Origin of the sequence: Halovenus halobia, from assembly GCF_051414135.1 — an archaeon.
GTDB lineage: Archaea > Halobacteriota > Halobacteria > Halobacteriales > Haloarculaceae > Halovenus > Halovenus halobia.
The window spans coordinates 60,069-79,297 of sequence record NZ_JBLKOA010000007.1 but is presented as its reverse complement, the minus strand read 5'-3'; the positions used below and the strand labels follow the sequence as shown (position 1 = coordinate 79,297).

20 protein-coding genes and 1 tRNA gene are annotated in these 19,229 nt (G+C 61.4%); 13 read left to right on the top strand and 8 right to left on the bottom strand.

All coding sequences use genetic code 11. The features are described from left to right. Nucleotides 1-18 precede the first annotated feature (18 nt). Nucleotides 19-1,689, top strand: a complete 1,671-nt coding sequence (locus ACMGFM_RS14705) for a sensor histidine kinase (protein ID WP_436903413.1) — start codon at nt 19-21, stop codon at nt 1,687-1,689. A 1-nt stretch (nt 1,690) separates the two neighbouring features. On the opposite strand, the gene ACMGFM_RS14700 is transcribed toward ACMGFM_RS14705, so the two are convergent. Together ACMGFM_RS14700 and ACMGFM_RS14695 are read right to left on the bottom strand one after the other, a co-directional pair. Further along, nucleotides 1,691-2,740 (bottom strand): A24 family peptidase, encoded by a 1,050-nt coding sequence (locus ACMGFM_RS14700; protein WP_436903412.1) that lies wholly within the window; start codon nt 2,738-2,740, stop codon nt 1,691-1,693. Between the two features lie 42 nt (nt 2,741-2,782). After that, a complete protein-coding gene (locus tag ACMGFM_RS14695) occupies nt 2,783-3,481 on the bottom strand; it encodes a DUF5828 family protein (protein ID WP_436903411.1) in 699 nt (232 codons plus the stop codon). A gap of 91 nt (nt 3,482-3,572) precedes the next feature. Between ACMGFM_RS14695 and ACMGFM_RS14690 the strand changes: the two genes are divergently transcribed. Next, complete coding sequence (locus ACMGFM_RS14690) at nt 3,573-4,373, top strand: SDR family NAD(P)-dependent oxidoreductase (protein WP_436903410.1); 801 nt, start codon at nt 3,573-3,575, stop codon at nt 4,371-4,373. On the opposite strand, the gene ACMGFM_RS14685 is transcribed toward ACMGFM_RS14690, so the two are convergent. The 4 genes from ACMGFM_RS14685 to ACMGFM_RS14670 form a co-directional block, all read right to left on the bottom strand. Beyond that, on the bottom strand, nt 4,370-5,800 hold the full coding sequence (locus ACMGFM_RS14685; protein ID WP_436903409.1) for a ribonuclease FAU-1 family protein: 1,431 nt from the start codon (nt 5,798-5,800) through the stop codon (nt 4,370-4,372). The two genes, ACMGFM_RS14690 and ACMGFM_RS14685, sit on opposite strands and share 4 nt — an antisense overlap. Nucleotides 5,801-5,840: 40 nt before the next feature. Continuing rightward, a complete protein-coding gene (locus ACMGFM_RS14680) occupies nt 5,841-5,999 on the bottom strand; it encodes a preprotein translocase subunit Sec61beta (protein ID WP_436903408.1) in 159 nt (52 codons plus the stop codon). A 53-nt stretch (nt 6,000-6,052) separates the two neighbouring features. Further along, nucleotides 6,053-6,850: a ZIP family metal transporter gene (locus ACMGFM_RS14675; RefSeq protein ID WP_436903407.1), complete on the bottom strand. Its 798-nt coding sequence runs from the start codon at nt 6,848-6,850 to the stop codon at nt 6,053-6,055. A gap of 76 nt (nt 6,851-6,926) precedes the next feature. Beyond that, nucleotides 6,927-8,561, bottom strand: a complete 1,635-nt coding sequence (locus tag ACMGFM_RS14670) for an acetate--CoA ligase (RefSeq protein ID WP_436903406.1) — start codon at nt 8,559-8,561, stop codon at nt 6,927-6,929. A 79-nt stretch (nt 8,562-8,640) separates the two neighbouring features. Between ACMGFM_RS14670 and ACMGFM_RS14665 the strand changes: the two genes are divergently transcribed. Beyond that, entirely contained in the window at nt 8,641-9,774 is a 1,134-nt protein-coding gene (locus ACMGFM_RS14665; protein ID WP_436903405.1) for an acyl-CoA dehydrogenase family protein, read from the top strand. Here the strand turns inward: ACMGFM_RS14665 and ACMGFM_RS14660 are convergent. Next, complete coding sequence (locus tag ACMGFM_RS14660) at nt 9,771-11,849, bottom strand: PAS domain-containing sensor histidine kinase (protein ID WP_436903404.1); 2,079 nt, start codon at nt 11,847-11,849, stop codon at nt 9,771-9,773. The genes ACMGFM_RS14665 and ACMGFM_RS14660 overlap by 4 nt on opposite strands. A 194-nt stretch (nt 11,850-12,043) precedes the next feature. Between ACMGFM_RS14660 and ACMGFM_RS14655 the strand changes: the two genes are divergently transcribed. The 3 genes from ACMGFM_RS14655 to ACMGFM_RS14645 are packed head-to-tail and all read left to right on the top strand — an operon-like array spanning nt 12,044 to nt 14,332. Continuing rightward, nucleotides 12,044-12,970 (top strand): M48 family metallopeptidase, encoded by a 927-nt coding sequence (locus tag ACMGFM_RS14655; RefSeq protein ID WP_436903403.1) that lies wholly within the window; start codon nt 12,044-12,046, stop codon nt 12,968-12,970. Between the two features lie 38 nt (nt 12,971-13,008). After that, nucleotides 13,009-13,443: an NYN domain-containing protein gene (locus ACMGFM_RS14650; protein WP_436903402.1), complete on the top strand. Its 435-nt coding sequence runs from the start codon at nt 13,009-13,011 to the stop codon at nt 13,441-13,443. Between the two features lie 40 nt (nt 13,444-13,483). Then, nucleotides 13,484-14,332 carry a TatD family hydrolase gene (locus ACMGFM_RS14645; protein ID WP_436903401.1) on the top strand — a complete coding sequence of 283 codons (849 nt, stop codon included), beginning with the start codon at nt 13,484-13,486 and terminating at the stop codon, nt 14,330-14,332. 3 nt (nt 14,333-14,335) lie between these two features. Here the strand turns inward: ACMGFM_RS14645 and sufU are convergent, their stop codons facing one another. After that, on the bottom strand, nt 14,336-14,764 hold the full coding sequence (gene sufU / locus ACMGFM_RS14640) for a Fe-S cluster assembly sulfur transfer protein SufU (protein ID WP_436903400.1): 429 nt from the start codon (nt 14,762-14,764) through the stop codon (nt 14,336-14,338). Nucleotides 14,765-14,868: 104 nt separating this feature from the next. On the opposite strand from sufU, the gene ACMGFM_RS14635 reads away from it, so the two are divergent. The 7 genes from ACMGFM_RS14635 to ACMGFM_RS14605 all read left to right on the top strand — a co-directional run bounded on the left by ACMGFM_RS14635 (nt 14,869) and on the right by ACMGFM_RS14605 (nt 19,184). Next, nucleotides 14,869-14,973: transfer RNA gene (locus tag ACMGFM_RS14635), tRNA-Ile, on the top strand. Nucleotides 14,974-15,663: 690 nt separating this feature from the next. Further along, nucleotides 15,664-16,341, top strand: a complete 678-nt coding sequence (locus ACMGFM_RS14630) for an SCO family protein (RefSeq protein WP_436903399.1) — start codon at nt 15,664-15,666, stop codon at nt 16,339-16,341. Next, a complete protein-coding gene (locus ACMGFM_RS14625; protein WP_436903398.1) occupies nt 16,338-16,865 on the top strand; it encodes a TlpA family protein disulfide reductase in 528 nt (175 codons plus the stop codon). Before ACMGFM_RS14630 ends, ACMGFM_RS14625 begins: the two co-directional genes overlap by 4 nt. 1 nt (nt 16,866) lies before the next feature. Continuing rightward, on the top strand, nt 16,867-17,526 hold the full coding sequence (locus ACMGFM_RS14620) for a cytochrome C biogenesis protein (RefSeq protein ID WP_436903397.1): 660 nt from the start codon (nt 16,867-16,869) through the stop codon (nt 17,524-17,526). Between the two features lie 71 nt (nt 17,527-17,597). Beyond that, a complete protein-coding gene (locus ACMGFM_RS14615; RefSeq protein WP_436903396.1) occupies nt 17,598-18,092 on the top strand; it encodes an amphi-Trp domain-containing protein in 495 nt (164 codons plus the stop codon). A 191-nt stretch (nt 18,093-18,283) separates the two neighbouring features. Beyond that, the gene (locus ACMGFM_RS14610) at nt 18,284-18,733 is read left to right on the top strand and encodes a universal stress protein (protein WP_436903395.1); all 450 of its coding nucleotides are present in this window, start codon (nt 18,284-18,286) and stop codon (nt 18,731-18,733) included. A gap of 85 nt (nt 18,734-18,818) precedes the next feature. Continuing rightward, a complete protein-coding gene (locus ACMGFM_RS14605; RefSeq protein WP_436903394.1) occupies nt 18,819-19,184 on the top strand; it encodes a cupin domain-containing protein in 366 nt (121 codons plus the stop codon). The last annotated feature ends 45 nt before the right edge of the window (nt 19,185-19,229 follow it).

Below are 19,229 nucleotides of genomic sequence, written 5' to 3'. Positions count from 1 at the left end.
CTATCTATGTAGACCAACGTGACCAGTCATCTCTTTCTACAGGTGAATCCGGCAGCCGTCGGGTACACCGGAGCCTTTGCGCTCACCGGCCTCACATGTCTGCTCGCAGTCGCTCGAGCACTGGAGGTAGAGGCCAACGCGGTCCGCCGTGGACTGGTCGGCTTGCTCGGAACGACCGGCGTCTGGGCGTTCATGAAAGTCGTCTATTTCACTGTCCCCGACCCCTTTCGGCGACCGGCCTACACCGTCGGACTCGTGTTTGGCTTCGCAACAGTCTGGGCGTGGCTGTACTTCTGCTCAGCCTACACCGGTCGAAACTACCACGAAGACCCGACATTGCGGACCATCGGAGCCAGTATCTTTGCAGGGGTCGTTGCGGTCAAGCTGACGAACCCGGTTCACGGGCTCTACTTCACGACGTCAGTTCAGACGACCCCGTTCAACTATCTGGCAATCGAGCACGGTGTCTTCCACTGGACTGTCACCGGATTTTCCTACGTACTGGCCGGAATGGGGATGTTCATGCTGTTTGAGTTGTATCACAACTCGGGCTACGACACGCGACCGCTTGGTGTGTTGACCGGGTTGCTCGCGCTGCCAGTTATTCTGGATATCGTCGCGTTCCTGACCGAGTCACTGATCAAGGTGATTTACGCGCCGCTGGGGGTTGCGCTGTTCGTGCTGGGCGCACTGTTCGTCTACGAGCGGCGCTTTCTCGCGGTGCAATCGACTGGCGACGACGACAGTGCCGTAATATTTCTCGACGAGCGCGACCGAATCAGGGATAGGACGCCGGCAGCAGTGGATTTTTTCCCCGACCTGGCCGACGCCGTCGGGCAGCCACTCGACAGAGTGTTGCCCCGGGTCGCAGCGATAAGTGAGCAAGAAACCGAAACGATGGAGTACGAGATTGACGGCGAGAGTCGGTACCTACTGGTCTCGGCGAGTTCGGTCAGAGTCGGCGACTCGCAGGGCCGGGTTATCGTATTCTCGGATATTACGACGGCAGAACAGCGTCGTCGAGAACTCAGACGGCATAACGAGCAACTCGAAGGGTTCGCAAGCGCGCTGGCACACGAACTCAGGAATATGCTTCAGATCATCGAGTGGCGACTTGGCATTGCCAGAGACCGGACAGAACAGGGAACCGTCGAAAACGAGTCAGTCGATAAAGCCATCGGCGCAAACAAGCGACTGGCCGCACGGGTGGATGACTTCACGACGCTCGCGAAATACGGCCAGACGGTCGAACGACTGGAGGAAGTCGACTTCAAAACAGCCGTCGACGACGCGTGGTTCAACGCAGAGACTGGCGAGTTGGACCTCGTCATCGAGAACAGCGGGACAATCGACGCCGACCCGGGTCGGCTTCGAGAGTTGCTTGGCAACGTCTTCGTGTTCAACCGGCTAAACGAGGCAGAGACGGTCACTGTCGAACTAACTGAGACAGGCTTCGCGGTCACCGACGATGGCACCCCACCGAATGGCAACATCGAGGGCTACTTCGCCTTCGGTGAGTCCGTCCCGACCGCAGAGGCAGGCATGAAGCTTCCCAACGCGAAGACGTTCGCCCGCGTCCACGGCTGGGAAATCGACATCGACACCTCGTATCAGGACGGCGTTCGCGTGCTCGTCACGAAGGCGCGGACAGAGATTCAGGAGTCGCCGCCGGAAGCGCAATCAGACTGACTCAGGCGAGCCCGACGGCCGAGAGGAACGTAAAGAGCAGGTCGCCGTAGGTGAACGAGATGATGAGTCCGAGAAACAGCGGAACGAGGAACGGAATCCCGGGCGAAATCCAGACAACCTCCGAGTCACTGAGCGTCTCCAGCCCGTCTCGCAGTCCCTCTGGCGTCGTCCCGTAGGCCGAGCTCTCGATATCGTCGAGAAACGCGTCTGCGCCCCACGGGTCATCGTAGTCGACCGCTGCTGGTGGCTCGGTCTGGTCGACACCGCCGTCAGTTTCGATCATTCCGTCACCGGGTGAGTTTGGCTCGTCAGGGAGTGTCTCGGGGTCACGGTACAGTTCGGGGTTCGCTCTGAGTTCGTCGAGTGTGATACCACGCCACTGGAGATACATCCGCAACGCATCGAGGTCGAGCCGTCGCCAGGAGAAATACGCGCTGAGCCCATCCAGCGAGAGGTCGTCAATCAGTCGCCGGTCGGGGAAATCGAGGAGTGTGCCGTACTCCTCGATCGCCTCCTCGGACTGAATCGGCTTGGCGACGAACATCCCGGGAGAGACGTAGCCAGTAAGCGCGTTTTTGCCGGCGAGGAGAACTGGGTACGCCGCGCCAGCCAGCACCGTATTCGAGAGAATCGTGAGCGAGAACACGCCCACAGTGGTCTGGACAACCGGGATCGAGGCGAGCGCGCCGCCAACACCGAGTTCGCCGAGGCTGTACTGCGGGTAGGTCGGAAAGAGCACCGCCAGCACAAAAAACGCCTTCGCGTCGGCACCGCCAAAGCCGCCAATCAGCCAGAAGAGGTAGGTGAGCGGGATAATGAAGCCAATCGAGATAGCAACGCGAATGTAGAACTGTCGTTGCTGGAAGCCGGTGAAGTCGCCGGTTGTGACGACGTACAGCTCCCAGATGAGCAGGACAACAGCGAGGATGGCCACCGGAATCCACGTTCGGTTCGGGACCCGGCGGGTCGCAACGTCACGCCAGGCGAGGTAGCCAAAAAACGGGAGGACGAGCAGACGGAGCAGGTCTGGAATCGTAGCGATAGCAAGCACACTCCTCGATGTGACGCGAACTGAGTTATCCTTTTTGACTCGTCAGTTCGTTTTCGCGTCGTTGGTGTCGTCCTCGCTCGGTGGCTCGACACCTTCGGCAGCGGCGACCGCGTCGGTCTCTTTCTCGGTGTTGACGTGCCACCGGTCGAGGTCGTTGTCGAAGTCGGCGAGTTTGTTCGAGACGCGAATTTTCAGGTCGTCGTCGTTGACGTTGACCTCGAAGGTATACTCTCCACCCTGTCCGCGGCTGACCCGCTGGAGGTTCGCACTCACGAGGTCGTTATCGAAGTAGTACGGCGACATCTGGGTCATCACGTTCTTGTAGACGGTGCCCTCGACTTTCCGCATCGCTTTCCGTCCCGCAGAGTCTGCGGCCCGGGCGACGTAGTCGATGCTCTCACCCCACTTCCCGACGGCCTCGTCGGGTTCGTCGAGGTTCTCGTAGGACTCGGCGAGTTTTTCGCCAGCCTTCTGGAGGTCCTCGTCAGGGTCTTTCCCCTCCTCCTCCCCTTTGCCTTCGCTGACGCTTGCCTGTTCGGCGGTCTTTTCGTTGACGTCTTCCTTGAGACGTTCGTGTGCTTTTGGTCGCCACTCCTCGAACTCCTCGAGTGCCGATTCGTCGACATCGTGGTCTTCGGCGAGTTCTTGCAGTGCGCGAGTCATGCGCTCGCCGTGTTCGACGACCTCGACCCAACTGCCACGGCATTTGTAGCCAGAAACGCTCTCTTCTATCTCAGCCATACCGGATTGGTTACCGTTAGACGCAGGAACGAATAAGCTTTCCTCCCGGTCGACCCCAAGGAGTTTTGGCCGGCCGGCCAGAGGTGGCTGTATGCGTGTCGTCCTGACTGGTGGTGCTGGTGAACTCGGCCGCCGTGCCGTAACTCGACTGGTTGCCAATGACCACGACGTGCTCGCGGTTGACCGCGACGAGGCCGGCCTCGGCGACCTTCCCGACCCCGTCGAGTGCCGGACTGTCGACCTCCGTGACGAGGCCGCCGTCGAGGCGTGTCTGGAAGACGTACAGCCCGACGTGGTGCTCTCGGCGGTCGGCTGGTACGAACTCGGCGCGCTCGAAGACTGCTCGCCCGATGCACTCCGTGAGCATCTGGAGACGAATCTGCTTGCGGTTCATATTCCCGTTCGGACTCTCCTTCCGAAACTCCGCCGTCGCGAGGGACGAGTCGTGGTCGTTGGCTCGATGGTCGGCAGCGTCCCGCTGCCCTATCACGGTGCCTATTCCGCAGCAAAGGCCGGTCTCGACGGCTACACGACTGCACTCCGGCGAGAACTCGGCCCGCACAATGTCGACGTGTCGCTGATCGAACCCGGTCCAGTCCGGACGGGATTCAACGAGCGCGCGAGCGAGGCGCTGGACCGCATCGACAACAGTGCGTACGATGCCCAGTACCGCGCCTTCGAGTCGTACTCGCCCGACTCGACCGACCCCGAGGCCGTTGTCGACGCGATGGTTACAGCAGCGACCGGCGACCAACCGAACGCGCGCTATCGAGTCAGTACACGCTCGCGGTGGTTGCCACGGCTACAGTCAATTCTGCCGCCTGCGCTGTATGACCGACTTATTCGGTCGGGGTTGCCCGGCGGCGTGCTTCACCGACTGGTCGACCGTTAGAAGGCGTTTTCGACGGCTTTGGCGACGGTCCGGGCTTTTTCCGCCAGCTCTTCTGAGAGTTCTCCCGCGGAGACTGCCGCGGCGAGTTCGTCCTCGTCGACCAGTTCTGTCGTGCCGTCGGGGCGTTTGATTACGTCGACGTGCAGATCGACGTATCGGACGCTGTCTGGGAACACTTCGACTGGTGTGCAAATATTCACGTAGGTGCCTTTCGAGGTGCCGTCCTCGCCGCGGTAGACCGTGGGATACCACCACCGCCCTTCCTCGAAGTTCGTCGTTGCCGTGTCACCGGGTTCGCGCTGGGTGCCCAGCGCGTCGTAGCTCCCGCGAGAGCTGATCTCTCGCGTGACTGTTAGTTTGCCGTCGTCGCCGCGTTCGGTCACCTCGCCGGGGCCGAGGTCGATCAGTCGGCCGTCGGGTTTGCCGTGGCCAATCGAGACGCGGTCGCCCGTCCGCGGACCGAACTGCTCGGTAACGACGCCGAATGGGAATTCCTCGGGGTCCGAGCCAAGCCCGGAACAGACTCCCTCGACGAAATCGACGGCCGTGCTCGCCGCGTTCGCGCCCGCCTTGGTTCTGTGGTGGCCCGGCATTGTCGTCGTGACTTCGCGGCGGTGCTCGTCGAGGGCAAACCGACTCTCACGGCCAAACCACAGCCAGCAGGTTGCCCGCTGGCGCGTGTGGGCCGTCGGCGCAGCCTCCGCTGGCGAGTCGGTCTCTGGGAGGGCCTCGTCGAGCGTTGTTGCTCGCTGGCCGAGGTGCTCGACAGTCGAACTCAGCTCATCGAGGTCGGCGTGGTCAGCAACGGGTTCCCAGTCGATTCGCCACCCCTCGGGTGGCTCCTCGGGAAGAATGTCGGCCAGTTCGGGGCCACCGCCACCTGTTGTACTGCCGCGGCGCAACGTTGCCAGCCCACCAGCAACGCGAATATCCGTGTCGAGTACCGGACGGCCATCACTCCACGGCGGTCGGCACTCGGTCACCTGGACACGGAGGGAGTCACCCTCATCGACGCGGCTATCGACGTTCGAGAACGGTAGAAAGCCAGTCGCTCCGCCGGCAGTTGGAAGTTGGTTGTCGAACAGTGAGTTTAGCTGTTGTTCCTCGGGGAGACACCGAACGAGTGCGCCACTTCCGACTGTCTCGGTCACTTCGCCGGCGAAGACGCCGCCACGGGGGAGGCGGGCGCGCCAGACGAGTGTATCCAGCCCCAGCCCGCGGAGTCGGTCGATTGCGGCTGTAAGGGCATCCGGCTCACCGTGGACGGTGACGCCCTGTCGGTCGTCAGTCGTCTCGATAGCGACCGTTGCTGGCCCCATCGAAAACTCCTGTTCGAACCGGTCTTCGATGGCTCTGGAGGGCTGGACGACGTCCTCGAAAAGCTCAGTCAGCGCAGTCGTGTAGATACCGCGGACGCGGACAGTCATTGACCGCAGGTCCGGGCGGCTGAATCAAAGGTGTGCCGACTCAGGCGAAGGCGTTCAGCATTAGCACGAAAATGCCAAGTAGCGTGCTGAAGGCGACGACAGTCTTCGGGTCGACGCGTACACCACGGTCTTCGTCAGAATCGAAATACCGGACGAGACCGGCACTGGACATCAGCCCGCCGTCGGAACTGGAACTCATACGTATATGTGGATGGTGGCCAGTAGTAAACGTTTCGACGGCGTCTCGCCAGCTCAGATTACCGCAAGTGGGAGCATCACTGCCACGCCGACGGCGATTCCCGCGACGAGTTCAGGTTTCCCACCCGAGGGCACATTGTCGCCCAGTTCGAGGGCTTCCGGGATGAATTCAGTAAGCACGAGATAGATCATCGCGCCGGCGGCAAAGCCAAAGCCGAAGGGAAGAAAGTCCCGAGCAACGCGAACGAACGCGAAGGCCATGACGGCGCCAATTGGCTGGGGAAGGCTGGAGAAAATCGCCCACCAGACCATCCGCGGTTCGGAGACGCCCATCGAGCGCAACGGAATCGAGATTGCCGTCCCCTCCGGAACGTTGTGGATCGAGATGGCGACGGTCATAAACACAGCGAGAACAGGCACAGTCAGTCCGAATAGCTGGAGTCCGCCTTCGAGACCCAAATCTGCGAAGGAGACGCCAACCGCGACACCCTCCGGAAAGCTGTGGACCGTCAGAATGCCGAGAATCAACAGCAGCTTCGTGAAGTCGGCTTCCTCGTACTGTCGCGGGTCGACCTCGACATCGACGAGAATCTCGTGGGCAACGACGACGAGAAGCACTCCGACAGCCATGCCAGCAGCAATCTCCAGCGGCCCGCCTGCTGCAAGCCCCTCGTCGACCAGCCCGAACAACGACGCCGAAACCATGATTCCCGAGGACAGTCCCCAGAGGACGACGTTCCAGCGGTCGCTGATCTCGTCGAAAAAGAAAAACGGAATCGCACCCAGGCCGGTTGCAATTGCGGTCAGTAACCCGGCGGCGAAGACAAACCCGATGTTTGCAACGACACTCATCTGTGTTCACCCTGTTGTGGCGAACTGGTGGGGTAAGTAGCTGTCCCCAAAGTTGTGCGGTCGGCGGCGTGTCGGCTCACGATTCGTCCCCGCGCAGAGATTTTCGGCGAATCTTCCCCGTCGAGGTTGTCGGCAGTTGGTCGGTGAACTCGATCTGGTCGGGGTACTCGTAGGCAGCGAGATTCTCGCGAACGAGGTCACGAATCTCAGCCCGGAGCGCGTCTGGATCCTCGACTGTCCGTGCCAACTGGACAACCGCTTTGATCGCTTCGCCGGTGGTCTCGTCGGGTACACCGACGACGCCAACCTGCTCGACTGCGGGGTGGTCGAGAATCGCCGATTCGACCTCCATCGGGCCGACGCGGTATCCCTTGGTGAGAATGACGTCGTCGGCCCGGGAGACGAACCAGATGTAGCCGTCCTCATCACGCTTGACGAGGTCGTCGGTCAGGAACCAGCCATCGTCAGTTTGTTTGGCCGCTGTCTTCTCTGGCAGGCCGAGATACTCGTCGAAGAAGACTCGCCTGTCTCCGGGCCTGACCGCGAGTTCCCCAACTTCACCGCGCGAGACCGGTTCACGAGTCTCGGGGTCGAGCACCTGGACCTCGTAGCCCGGCAGTGGTTTGCCCATGCTCTCGGCACGCGTCTCGAACCACTCGCCGGCGTTGGCGACACAGAGGTTCAGTTCGGTCTGGCCGTAGAACTCGTTGACCGAAACCGAGGGGAGCTCTGCGTCCGCCCACTCAAGAATATCTGCGGTCATCGGTTCGCCCGCGGAGGCAATCACCGACAGCGAGAGGTCGTACTGCTCGGCTGGGTCCTCGACAGATTGGAGCAGTCGGAGCGCGGTCGGCGGCATGAACGTGTGGGTCACGTCGTGGCGTTCGAGACAGGCAAACACCGCCTCGGCCTCGAAGGACTCTCGGGGCCAGCCAACAATCGAGCAGCCGTGGTGCCACGCAGCGAAGAGGGTCCCACCCAGCGCCGCACCCCACGCCCAGTCTGCCGGCGTAAATAGCGTTGCGCCGTCTAACTCCCGGTCAAAGTAATTGAACGCGGCGGCCGCGCGGCCGAGCCACAGCGCGTGGCTGTGGATGACACCTTTCGGCGGGCCGGTACTCCCGCTCGTGTACATCACCGCGCTCTCTGTCTCGGGCGTGGCGTCGTAGATATCGATTCCCGTCTCGCCACGGTCGAGTACCGAGTCGAAGGCCGCGGCGTCACCATCTGCGCCGTCGAGCTCGATGACGTGTTCGAGGTCCGGACAGTCATCGCGAATCGCATCGATATCCTCGCGGACGGCCGGGTCGATGACGACTGCAGTGGCCTCGCTGTCAGCCAGTCGGTACTGTAGTGCGTCGGGACCAAAGAGCACTGTCAACGGAACGGAAACGGCACCGAGTTTCCAGTTCGCGAGATGAGTGATCGGATTTGCTGGCCGTTGCGGAACGACGACACCGACGCGGTCACCCGGGTCGGCGCCGAGGGCAGCCAGTCCAGAAGCGAGTCGGTCAGACCGGCGGTCGATCTCCCCGAAGGTCAGTTCGGTAACATGACCGCCACCATCGGGGTCGTATCGGAGCGCGACCGTCTCGGGGTCGTGTTTCCGGCAGAGGTCCTGTGCGGGGTTGTACGACGCGGGCAACTCCCACTCGAACTCGCGACGGGCCTCCTCGTAGCTATCGTAGGCTCCCATCACCTGCCAGGACATATCTGTGGCTGTGCGAGCGCGGACAAACCGCTGTCGGTTCGCACTACTATTTTTGGGTGTGACCGACATAGGGAGAGCTATGACAACTGCGACGCAGGAGCGCGAACGAGAGCTTATCCGGGAGACAGTTCGGGAGTTCGTCAGCGAAGAGGTCGAACCGCGGGCCTCGGCGGCTGACGAACACCAGGAGTTTCCCGAGCAACTGTGGGACGACCTCGCAGAGTTGGGATTCACGGGATTGACCGTCCCCGAGGAGTACGGTGGGTTCGACGCTGACCAGTTGACCTACAGCGTCATCAACGAAGAACTCGCACGGGGGGACCTCTCGCTGACGACGGCGCTGTCGGTCCACTGTCTCGCAACGTCGTGCATCCGCAACTTCGGTGCCGACCACCACCGCGAGGAGTATCTCCCGGCGATGAACGAGGGCCGACCCGTGGGTGCGTTCGCTCTCTCCGAACCCGGCGCAGGCTCGAACCCCGCAGAGATGACGACGGAAGCCCGCCCCGACGGCGACGAGTACGTTATCAACGGCACCAAGCAATGGATAACCAACGGCGAGCGTTCAGGGGTTGTGATTCTCTTTGCAAAGACCGACCGCGACGACCCGGACTCGATTACGCAGTTTCTGGTCCCAAAGGACACCGATGGCCTGAGTGTCGGCAAAAAAGAGGACAAACTCGGCCTCCGGGCCAGCGACACGACGACGCTGGTCTTCGAGGACGCACACATCCCCGCCGAGAATCGACTGACCGAGGTCGGCGACGGACTCAAGGCCGCGCTGTCGACGCTGACCGGCGGGCGAATCGCAATCGCGAGTCAGGCAGTTGGCCTGGCACAGGCCGCACTCGACGACGCGCTGGAGTACGCAGAGGAGCGCGAACAGTTCGGCACGGAGATTGCCAACCATCAGGCGGTGGCTCACAGTCTCGCAGAGATGCACACCCGCGTGCAGGCCGCTCGGTTGCTCACTCGGGACGCAGCCGAGAAAAACGACGACGGCGTCGACCCACTGTCTGCGTCGATGGCAAAATACTTCGCTAGCGAAACAGCCGAGTCAGTCACGAGTGAGGCGATTCAGATTCACGGCGGCTACGGCTTTACGAAGGACTACGATGTCGAACGGTACTACCGCGACGCGAAGGTGACGACCATCTACGAGGGAACGACAGAAATCCAGAAAGACATCATCAGCCGCCACCTGCGCTCTTAATCATCAGCGGGCAGCACGTCTCTGAACTCGAACTGGGCGCCGCCCGTCGTCTCGGCAAGAGTAACCTCCCAGTCGTGGGCGTGGGAAATCTCGCGAACAATTGCCAGTCCCAGCCCCGTCCCTTCGCCGTCGGTAGTGAATCCGTCCTCGAATATCTGGTCGCGATGGTTCTTCGGGATGCCAGGACCGTTATCTGAGACTCGAAAGCCAGTCTTGGTGGCCGTCTCAAGTGGCTCGACGCGGACGGTGACCTCCGGCCCTGCGTGTTGAATCGCGTTGCGAAACAGGTTCTCGAACAGTCTGAGCAGTCGACCCCGATGGGCCGCAATCTCCAGCTCAGCCTCGACCCGCAGCTCACTCTCCTCGGTCGAGACGTTGTCCCACGCCGCCTGGGCAACGTCTGAGAGCGCAACCGGCTTCGTCTCGACACCCTCGTCGCGCTGGCGAGTGAGCGTCAGTACGTCCTGAATGAGTCGTTCCATCCGCTTGAGCGACTCGTATATGTCGTCGAGATGGTGCTCAGTCTGTGGGTCGACATCGGCGATTTCGGGCAGCATCTCTGCGCGGCCAAGCGCAACGTCCATCGGATTCCGAAGGTCGTGACTCACCACGCTCGCGAACTTCGAGAGTCGCTGTTCGCGCTCTTTCAGCCGCGTAATATCGTGGAAGACAGCAACGACAGCGTCCGTGTCTTCGGTAGTCGGCGGCAACAGCGCCAGTCGACACTCTGTTGGGACGGGAGGGCCGGATTGTGGCGTGATTTCGACTTCGAGTGACTCTGTCGCGTCCCTGTCGCCGTCGATGACGCGGTCGAGTGCCGCCTGAACTCGCTGGGCTTCCGTGTCCCCAAGCAGTTGGTCGAGTGGTTCCCCGATCAGGTCGAGTGTATCGGCGCCAAACTGCTCGCGAAACTGTTGGTTGACGTACCGGAGCTGTCCAGTCTCATCGAGCGTGCAGAGCGGCGAGCCAACCGCCTCGATGATGGCACCGTAGCGTTTCAGTTCCTGCTGGCGCTGGTTCCGGGCCGAGATATCGCGAACGACGCCGAGCACACCACCGTAGCGCCCGTCGGCGTCACGCCGAATCGAGAGGCTAATCTCCGCGTCGAAGGAGTCGCCGTCGCTGGTTTCGAGCGCCGTATCGATGACGACACCGTCGCGGTCTGCGGCCAGTCCCGACCGGAGGCGTTCTCGAACTGAGGGGTAGGCGTGGTCCGGAAAGAGTGTACTCGCGTGTCGGCCTTCGAGTGCCGACTGCTCAGCACCAAGCGCGTCTGCGAGTGACTGATTGCAAAGGGAGACTGCCCCGTCGGTATCGAGGACGAACAGCCCGTCCTGTGTGTTCTCGACGAGTTCGGTCAGTCTGTCGAGACGGTCCTGCTGGGCCAGTTCAGCGGTGACATCCTCGAACAGTTCGAGGCGGTTGCCACTCGGCAATTCGTAACTGTCGTGACGATACTGTCGGTGGCCGTCCGGTCCAGGCACGGTAACCAGCCCGCCGGTCCGTTCGGCGGGCGAGTCCGACAGTTCGAGGAGTTCTGTCACGGACTGCCCCGAGACAGCGAGCGACTGAGAGACCCACTCGTACAGCGAATCCGGTCGAGCGTCGTCCTGCTCGTCAGCGAATACCGCCGCCGGGTCGTGACTCGACCACTCAACTGTCCCGTCGGGAGTGACAATGAAGGCGACAACCGGCGGCGTCAGCGCGTGCGAGTCCGCGACGTGCGCTGCCGACACCGGGTCGCTCGTAACGGTGCGGATTTTCTCAGCAAGTCGCTCAGCGCTGTCCGAGCGTTCACGCTGAACAATCGTTCCCACCGCAGTCAGCGCCTCACGGCCGATGTCCATCGGGTCCGCACGTGTGAACAACACTGTCGGGGGCGACTGCTCGTCCAAAACGTCGCTTGGGTCAGTTACGACGAGACAGTCAGTCGTTGGCGGGCAGGCGTCGGGAGCGTCGACGACAGTGCCCTCGGCCGCTGGCAGGTTCGACTGCTCGGCCAACAGGGTGAGTACTGACTCCTCTGTGCAGGCCACCTCAATTGTCCGGTCTCGGAATGCTGTCCCCTCACTCACAGTCGGCTCACCTAACTGTTCGGGCCGCATCTCCCGCTCCCGAATAAATTATCTACCGATAGTTGGCGGTCACGGGTGATAACGATTGGTGGTTTATGGCGGTTGCCTCACACGTCATGGGGATGTTTTTGTAACTGCTGGCCGAAATTTGTCCCAGCGCGTAGTTTATGAGAAATTCCTTCGCTCGCACGGGTATGATTCTCGTCGGGGTTGCGACGCTGCTGGTCTACACCGGAATTGCGCTCGCCGGCTTCCAACTGTTGCAGTATCTCGCCGCGAACCAGCCGAATCCACTCGTTTTGGTGGTAACGTTCGCAGCCGTGGCCGTGCTTGGCGCGTACGTCGCCTATCGACGCGGCGTCGTTCGCCTCGCAGCCAGCCTGAACGCGACAGAACTTCCCAGAGACCGGGCCCCGGCGGTCTACAGGCGACTGCAGGGGCTCTGTGCCCAGATGTCGGTCGAACAGCCGCCAATTCTCCTGACAGACCTTGACTCACCCAACGCCCTGTCGGTCGGCGGGCCGCGTCGCGGCGCAATCATTCTCGACCGAGGGCTGCTCACGATACTCACTATTGAGGAGTTAGAGGGCATTCTCGCCCACGAACTGGCACACATGGAGCAGTACGATACATTTCTCAACACGCTTGCGATTACCGTTACCCGCCTTCTCGTCGGAGTTGTCTATCTGTTCTTGCTTCCGGTCTTGCTCGTACTCGTTGGCATCGACCGCGCGACGGACTGGATTGCCGGCGAGCCCCAGCGGCGAAGTATTGGGCTCGCTGACCTCTTCCAGTACGGTATCAGTATCGTCCTTGTCAGTGTGTTGAGCGTGTTCACGCTACTATTTCTGGCACACTCGCGCCGACAGGAGTACCGCGCTGACCAGCGCGCCATCTCGGTGACGAACGACCCCCAAGCGCTTGCCCGCGCACTCTCGAAGATTCACCGCGCAACCGAGCACAACCGCGACCTCGCCTCGCTGTTGTACACCCACGACGACCAGCACCGACAGCGCCACCCGCTGTTTTCGACACACCCCCCGCTCGAAGACCGAATTGACCGACTCCTTGCGGAACAGCAAGAGCCGCCAGCCCAGCCACCCCGTCAACCACGGCGCTGACCGAGTAGTCTATACCGCGGGAGGCCGAGTCCGGCAGTATGGACCTGCTGGGACGGCTCTCTGAATCGACTCGAGTCGGGGTGTTCGTCGACGGCCCGAACGTGCTCCGTGACGAGTTTGACGTCGACCTCGATGACTTGCGCGAACTCGGCACCGAGGAAGGGACGGTCGCTACGGCGCGATTGTATCTCGACGAACACGCCACGCCGTCGCTCATCCAGGCGGGCGAAGCGCGGGGGTTCGATGTGATCACTACCAGCGGAGATGTCGACGTTCGGTTGGCTGTCGACGCGACGGCCGCGGCGGTCGATGGGTCCGTCGACGTGGTGGTTGTCGTCTCTCGTGACACAGATTTCAAGCCAGTTCTGGAGCGGGCCGCCCGCGAGGGCGTGCGGACCGTCGCCGTCGCACCGGGAGAGCACGGCCGCTCGGACGCGCTGCGAAACACTGCCCACCGCTCGGTCACGCTCTGAAGGCGAACGGCTTTTTGAGTCCCGAAGCGCAGGAGACTGTATGAACACGGACCTCGATACGCCAGTTCTCGACAACCATCTGCATCTCGACCCGGTCAACGGCGAGGGTGCCGACCACGCCGAGGACTTCGCCAACGCGGGCGGAACCCACCTGCTCGTGCTCAACAAGCCCTCGTGGTATTTCGTCGACGAGGTTGCTGGCCCCGAGGCGTTCCGAGAAACCTTCGAGATTACGTGCGAGGTGACCGCCGAGGCCTCTGAACGCCTTCCCGGGCGCGCCTGGCCAGTCCTCGGTGTCCACCCGGCGCTCATCTCACAGTTAGTCGAAGACGGCTACAGTCCCGAAGAAGCGCGAGACCTGATGCAGGCTGGTCTCGACATTGCGGCGGAGTTCGTCGCCGACGGACCGGCACTGGCGATCAAATCTGGTCGTCCGCACTACGATGTAAGCGACGAGGTCTGGGAGGCCTCGAACGACGTGATGAAACACGCCTTCGAGTTGGGTGGTGAGGTTGGCTGTGCTGTCCAGTTGCACACCGAAGGCGGTGAGGATTTCCGCGATGTCGCGGAGTGGGCAGAAGACCGTGGCCTGCCCCGCGAGCAGGTTGTCAAACACTACTCGGGCGGCTACGTCGACGGGCCGATTCCGAGCATCATCTCGAACAAAGACGCGCTGGAGGATGGCGCACAGCACGGTGACTCCTTTCTGATGGAGACGGACTTTCTGGACGACCCCGACAGACCGGGGGCAGTGCTCGGGCCGAAAACTGTCCCGAAGCGAGTGCGGTGGCTGCTCGAAAATGGCTACGAAGAAGCCGTCCACCGGGCACACGTCGAGACGCCAGCGCGGGTCTACGGAATCGATACGGAAGCGACGCTCGGGGAGTGAAGCTTACTCGTCGTCTTCGGTCGTCGTCATGTCGAGGTCCTTGTCGCCGAAGTAAATCTCCATGCCGTCCTGTGCGACTTTCTCGGCGAGCACAGCGCATTTGATTCGCATCGGAGAGATGTCGACACCGAGCATCTCGACGATATCGTCGCGGTCCATCGCTTCCAGAGTCTCCGTCTCCATACCCTGCAGTTTTTCGGAGAGCATCGAGGCGGACGCCTGTGAGATGGCACAGCCGTCGCCGCGGAATGCGACGTGTTCGATAGTCGTTTCGTCGTCGTCGAGAACGACATCCATCTCGATGGTGTCGCCACACATTGGATTCTCGCCGACGTGGGTGAACGTTGCCTCCTCGATCTCGCCGTAGTTGCGAGGATTCTTGTAGTGATCGAGGATTTGCTGTCGGTACATATCCGAGCCGCCGATTCCCATTGTTGTTCCTCAGTTGGGTCGTTTCGGAAAAAAGGCTTCCGAGTGAGTCGCTGACATGGGGAAGACGATAGAATTAACTGAAGCCGTAGGGTACGGACGGATGCGGGCCCGTAGCTCAGTCTGGTAAGAGCCCCCGGCTCATACGGTAGCGAGGATGTCTCGATGCCTGGGTTACCGGGTATGCGGTGGTTCAAATCCGCCCGGGCCCACTGCTTCTGCGAGGAACGAATGTGACGAGCGAAGGAGTAACGACCGGCGGATTTGTCCAGGAAAGTCGCAGCGCGAGCAAAGCGAGGACGGAGCGAAGCGGAGTCCTCGAAATGCGAGCGGTGAAACCGCGAGCAAAGCGAGCGATCGTCTTTCCGAGGTTCAAATCCGCCCGGGCCCATCCACCTTTTTCCGACTCGGGTGCGCTTCGCGCACCACTCGTCGCAAAAACGTGGGCGAAAAAGGCCGGAGACTCGCTGCGCTCGTCTCCGGTACGGGAATAGTGTAAGCAACGTGACCACAGCTCAAATCCGCCGGAAGAGCAGAGCTCTCCCAAGCCCTCACTCACTTCGCTCACGAGAACGCCCGGGCCCACTGCTTCTGTGACGAACGGTAGTGAGGAACGAAGCAGTAACGACCGGCGGATTTGTCCAGGAAAGTCGCAGCGCGAGCGGAGCGAGGGCGGAGTCCTCGAAATGCGAACGGTCGTCTTTCCGAGGTTCAAATCCGCCGGCAGGGCTCTGCCTTCCCGAGCCCTCGCTCACTTCGCTCACGAGAACCCTCGGGCCAACTCAACTTCAACACTGCACTCTTTATTACCCTCGAGTGAAGAAACACAGTGACCCCTCTTCTGCTGGCAATTCGAGAATCATACCAGACGTGCTAAAAGCGAAGACACAGAGATTTCAGGTATGAATCGGCGGACATTTCTCAAGACTGCTGGGGCAGTGAGTGCACTCAGTGGGGTCGCTGGCTGTCTCGGAAGCGACGACAACACCGATTCGAACGCCAATGTTGTCCTCGCGGAACCAGATCGACCGTTCGAGAGCAGCGACGTTCCCTATCCCGCGTGGGGCGAACAGATTCCCGATGCGACCGTCCCAACACCAGAGCAGTCTCAATCGGTCAGCCTGCGTGCTGTCTCGGAACCGGCGCTTCTCACGTTCTTTTACAGTCACTGCCAGACAGTCTGTCCCGTGCTCATCGCAACACAGCGAAATGTTCAGGCCCACGCACAGAACAACGGCTACGGTGACGCCGTTTCGTTTTTCCCGGTTACGTTCGACCCTAGCCGGGATACCGCTGACCGTCTCCAGACCTACGCCCAGGAGATGAACATCAACGCCGAGAGCGACAACTGGCGGTTTCTGCGGCCAGCGTCCACCGAGCGAGCCAAGACTGTCGTCTACGAGCAGTTTGGCGTTGCCTTCCAGCGCACTGAACCGGAGGATATGGACATGTATATGTTCACACACACGCCGCTCACACTGCTCGTCAACGCCGACGGGTTCGTTGAGCGGGCCTATCGCTCGAAGTCACCGAACGAAGACCAGATTATCTCCGATTTACAGAGGGTGAGAACCGCGTGAACCGCAGGCAGGTTATCGCCGCAACTGCGGGGCTCGGGCTGACTGGCGGAAGTCTGTTGATTGCACGACAGGGAGTTCCCGGGACGGAGTCACGGAGTGAAGACCAGCTTCCGATCCGGGTGGAGACGCTGGATGCCCGCGGCTCCGCGGCAGGCGAGACGGCTGTGCCCACGCCAGAGACTGTCACCGTCGTAGACCTGTTCGCCACGTGGTGTGCACCGTGTGACGACCAGCTTGCCATCCTGAATACAATCCAGGCTGAGTACGACGAGGTGTCGTTCATCTCCGTGACGAACGAACGTCCGAGCGAGACGCTGACCAGAGCCGACATTGCCGAGTGGTGGGACCAGAACGACGGTGCGTGGACAGTTGGTCTCGACCCCGGGAGTGAACTGGTAGCCGCGTTCGGGGCGGGTGGTCTCCCCTACATTGCGATTACCGACGAGGAGGGGCGTATCGAGTTCGGTCACAGCGGGCTCGCAGGTAAAGAGACGCTTCGGAAACAACTCGACTCACTGGTCTAGTATGGCTGAACCTGCCGTTTTCGGCGCGCTTGCCTTCGCAGTGAGTGCCGGCGTTGCGACCTTTTTCGCCCCCTGTGCATTTCCGCTGTTGCCGGGCTATGTCGGCTACTACCTGAGCGAAAGCGACGGAGAAACCGGTATGCTCCCGCCTGCTGTGGCCGCCGCTGTCGGTGCGCTTAGTTCACTCACTGTCGTTGCGGTACTCGTCCTCACGGTTGGTCGGCCGATACAGACTGCACTTCCGGCGCTCGAACCAGTCGTCGGAGCAGGTCTGGTCGTCTTCGGCATTGTGACGCTTCTGGACCGAGGGCCGGAACTCCGCGTTTCACTTCCGGCACGACCGACATCGGTGGCTGGCTTCGGCGTGTTCGGTGCCGTGTACGCAGTCGCCGCAGCAGGGTGTGTCGTCCCGCTGTTTTTCGGCGTCGTGACCCAGGCGCTCGCCCTGCCCGTTCACTCTGGTCTGCTCGTTTTGGGACTGTACGCACTCGGTGTAACGGTTCCGCTCGTCGGGGTGACGCTGCTCGCAGGTGCTGGAATCGACTCCTGGCGCTCGCTCGGCCAGTACTCACACCGAGTGAGGCAGGTCGCCGCCCTTGTGATGATTCTCGCTGGCTGTGGGCAGATATATCTCGCAGTATTCAGACTCGGAGTCGTGTAGTGGGTACCCGGTCACCCGGGGACACTGGATGGGTACAAATAGTTAACACGTTCCTAACCGTATCCCAGAGAGTGACAACAAGCTTCGAGCGCAAACAGGTCGCCAGCAGAGACGAGGCCGCAACCGTCCGTCGAGACATGGCAGACGGTGTCGCCGGTGGCGTCGTTCGACTCAGCAGTGAGGGCGAGTCGGTTGATGTCGAGTTGTCCGATGAGGTCGGCGTCGAACTCGAATTCGAGGTCGAAGATGGGGAGATGAGTGTAGGGGTCGAACTGGAGTGGCCAGACACCTCCGGCCCGGAAGAAGAGCCCGTTGAATCGCTCGAGGAGATGAGCAGCGAGGGTGCGGAGTTGGCCGTCGGGCCGGGAGAGACGCCAGAAAGCCTCGCGCGGTTCGAGGTGTTTCAGGACACCGCTTCGGAGTGGCGCTGGCGGATGGTCCACAGAAACGGAACCGTAATCGCGACCGGCGGCGAGAGATACACCCGCAAACACAACGCGCTGAAAGGGATTCGAAGCGTGAGGCAAAACGCACCCGGTGCAGAGGCGGGTGAAGAAGGTAACTGAGAGATTGCCACTGCGTCGGGGCTGAAACCGTCAACGGCACGGACACACCGCGTCGTCGGGACGACACAGGGGCGAGACATCGACACCTCCGGCCCTCGGGAGGGGTCATCCGTCAATCTGTTCAGTCATCAGTTCGTCACCAAGTGAGAATTGGGGACGTTTTTATAACCAGCCTGTGCAAAGTCTTTGATATGTACGACCGAATTCTGCTGTCGACAGACGGAACAGTCGCATCCGAAGAAGCAACGGCTCACGCAATCGACCTGGCGGCCGCGAACGGTGCCACGCTGGACGTCCTCTACGTCGTCGACGAGGATGTCGTGACAGCCTACAGCGGCGACGAGTACGTCGACGAAGCCGAAGGTCCCGAGCACGGCCTCGAAGAAGTCGGTGAGGAAACTGTGAGTGAAATCGCGGAGCGCGCGTCGGCGGCCGGTGTCGACTGCGAAACCAGCCTCAGGCACGGTCAGCCTGCCGAGACAATCGTCAGGTACGCGGACGAACGGGACGCCGACGTACTCGTGCTGGGGACGAAGCGCAGACCGGAGGAGTACCGCACGTTACTCGGTAGTGTCACCGACCGCGTGCTTCGGCTGACGACCCGCCCCGCCACGGTGGTAAAGACAGAAGTCAGCGAATAAGCAGAGTCCTTCCTCAGCCGCCGCGGGGTCGAACCGTTTTGACCCTCGCGAAAGACTTCTTGTCCGCTGGACCGACACGCTCGGTATGGAGAAAGTAACGCTCAGCGACGCGTTCAATTCCTTCGAAGAGCATTGGTCACCGCGACTGGCTGGCGAACTCAACGGACAGGCAGTCAAGCTCGCAAAGGCCGAGGGTGAGTTCGTCTGGCACCGTCACGAAGACGCCGACGAACTATTTTTCGTGGTGTCGGGGAAACTGCGTATCGAACTCCGAGACGAGCAGGATATCGTGCTCGAAGAGGGCGAATTGGTCATCGTCCCGCAGGGCGTCGAGCACCGACCAGTCGCCGAGAGGGAGACTGAACTGCTGCTGTTCGAGCCGACAGAAACGCGCAATACGGGCAACATCGAGAGCGAAGAGACCGAAACCGACCTCGACCGAATCGAGTAGGTGCGTCGCGACGGACTCGCCGTGAGGAGTTCTACCCACTGAACG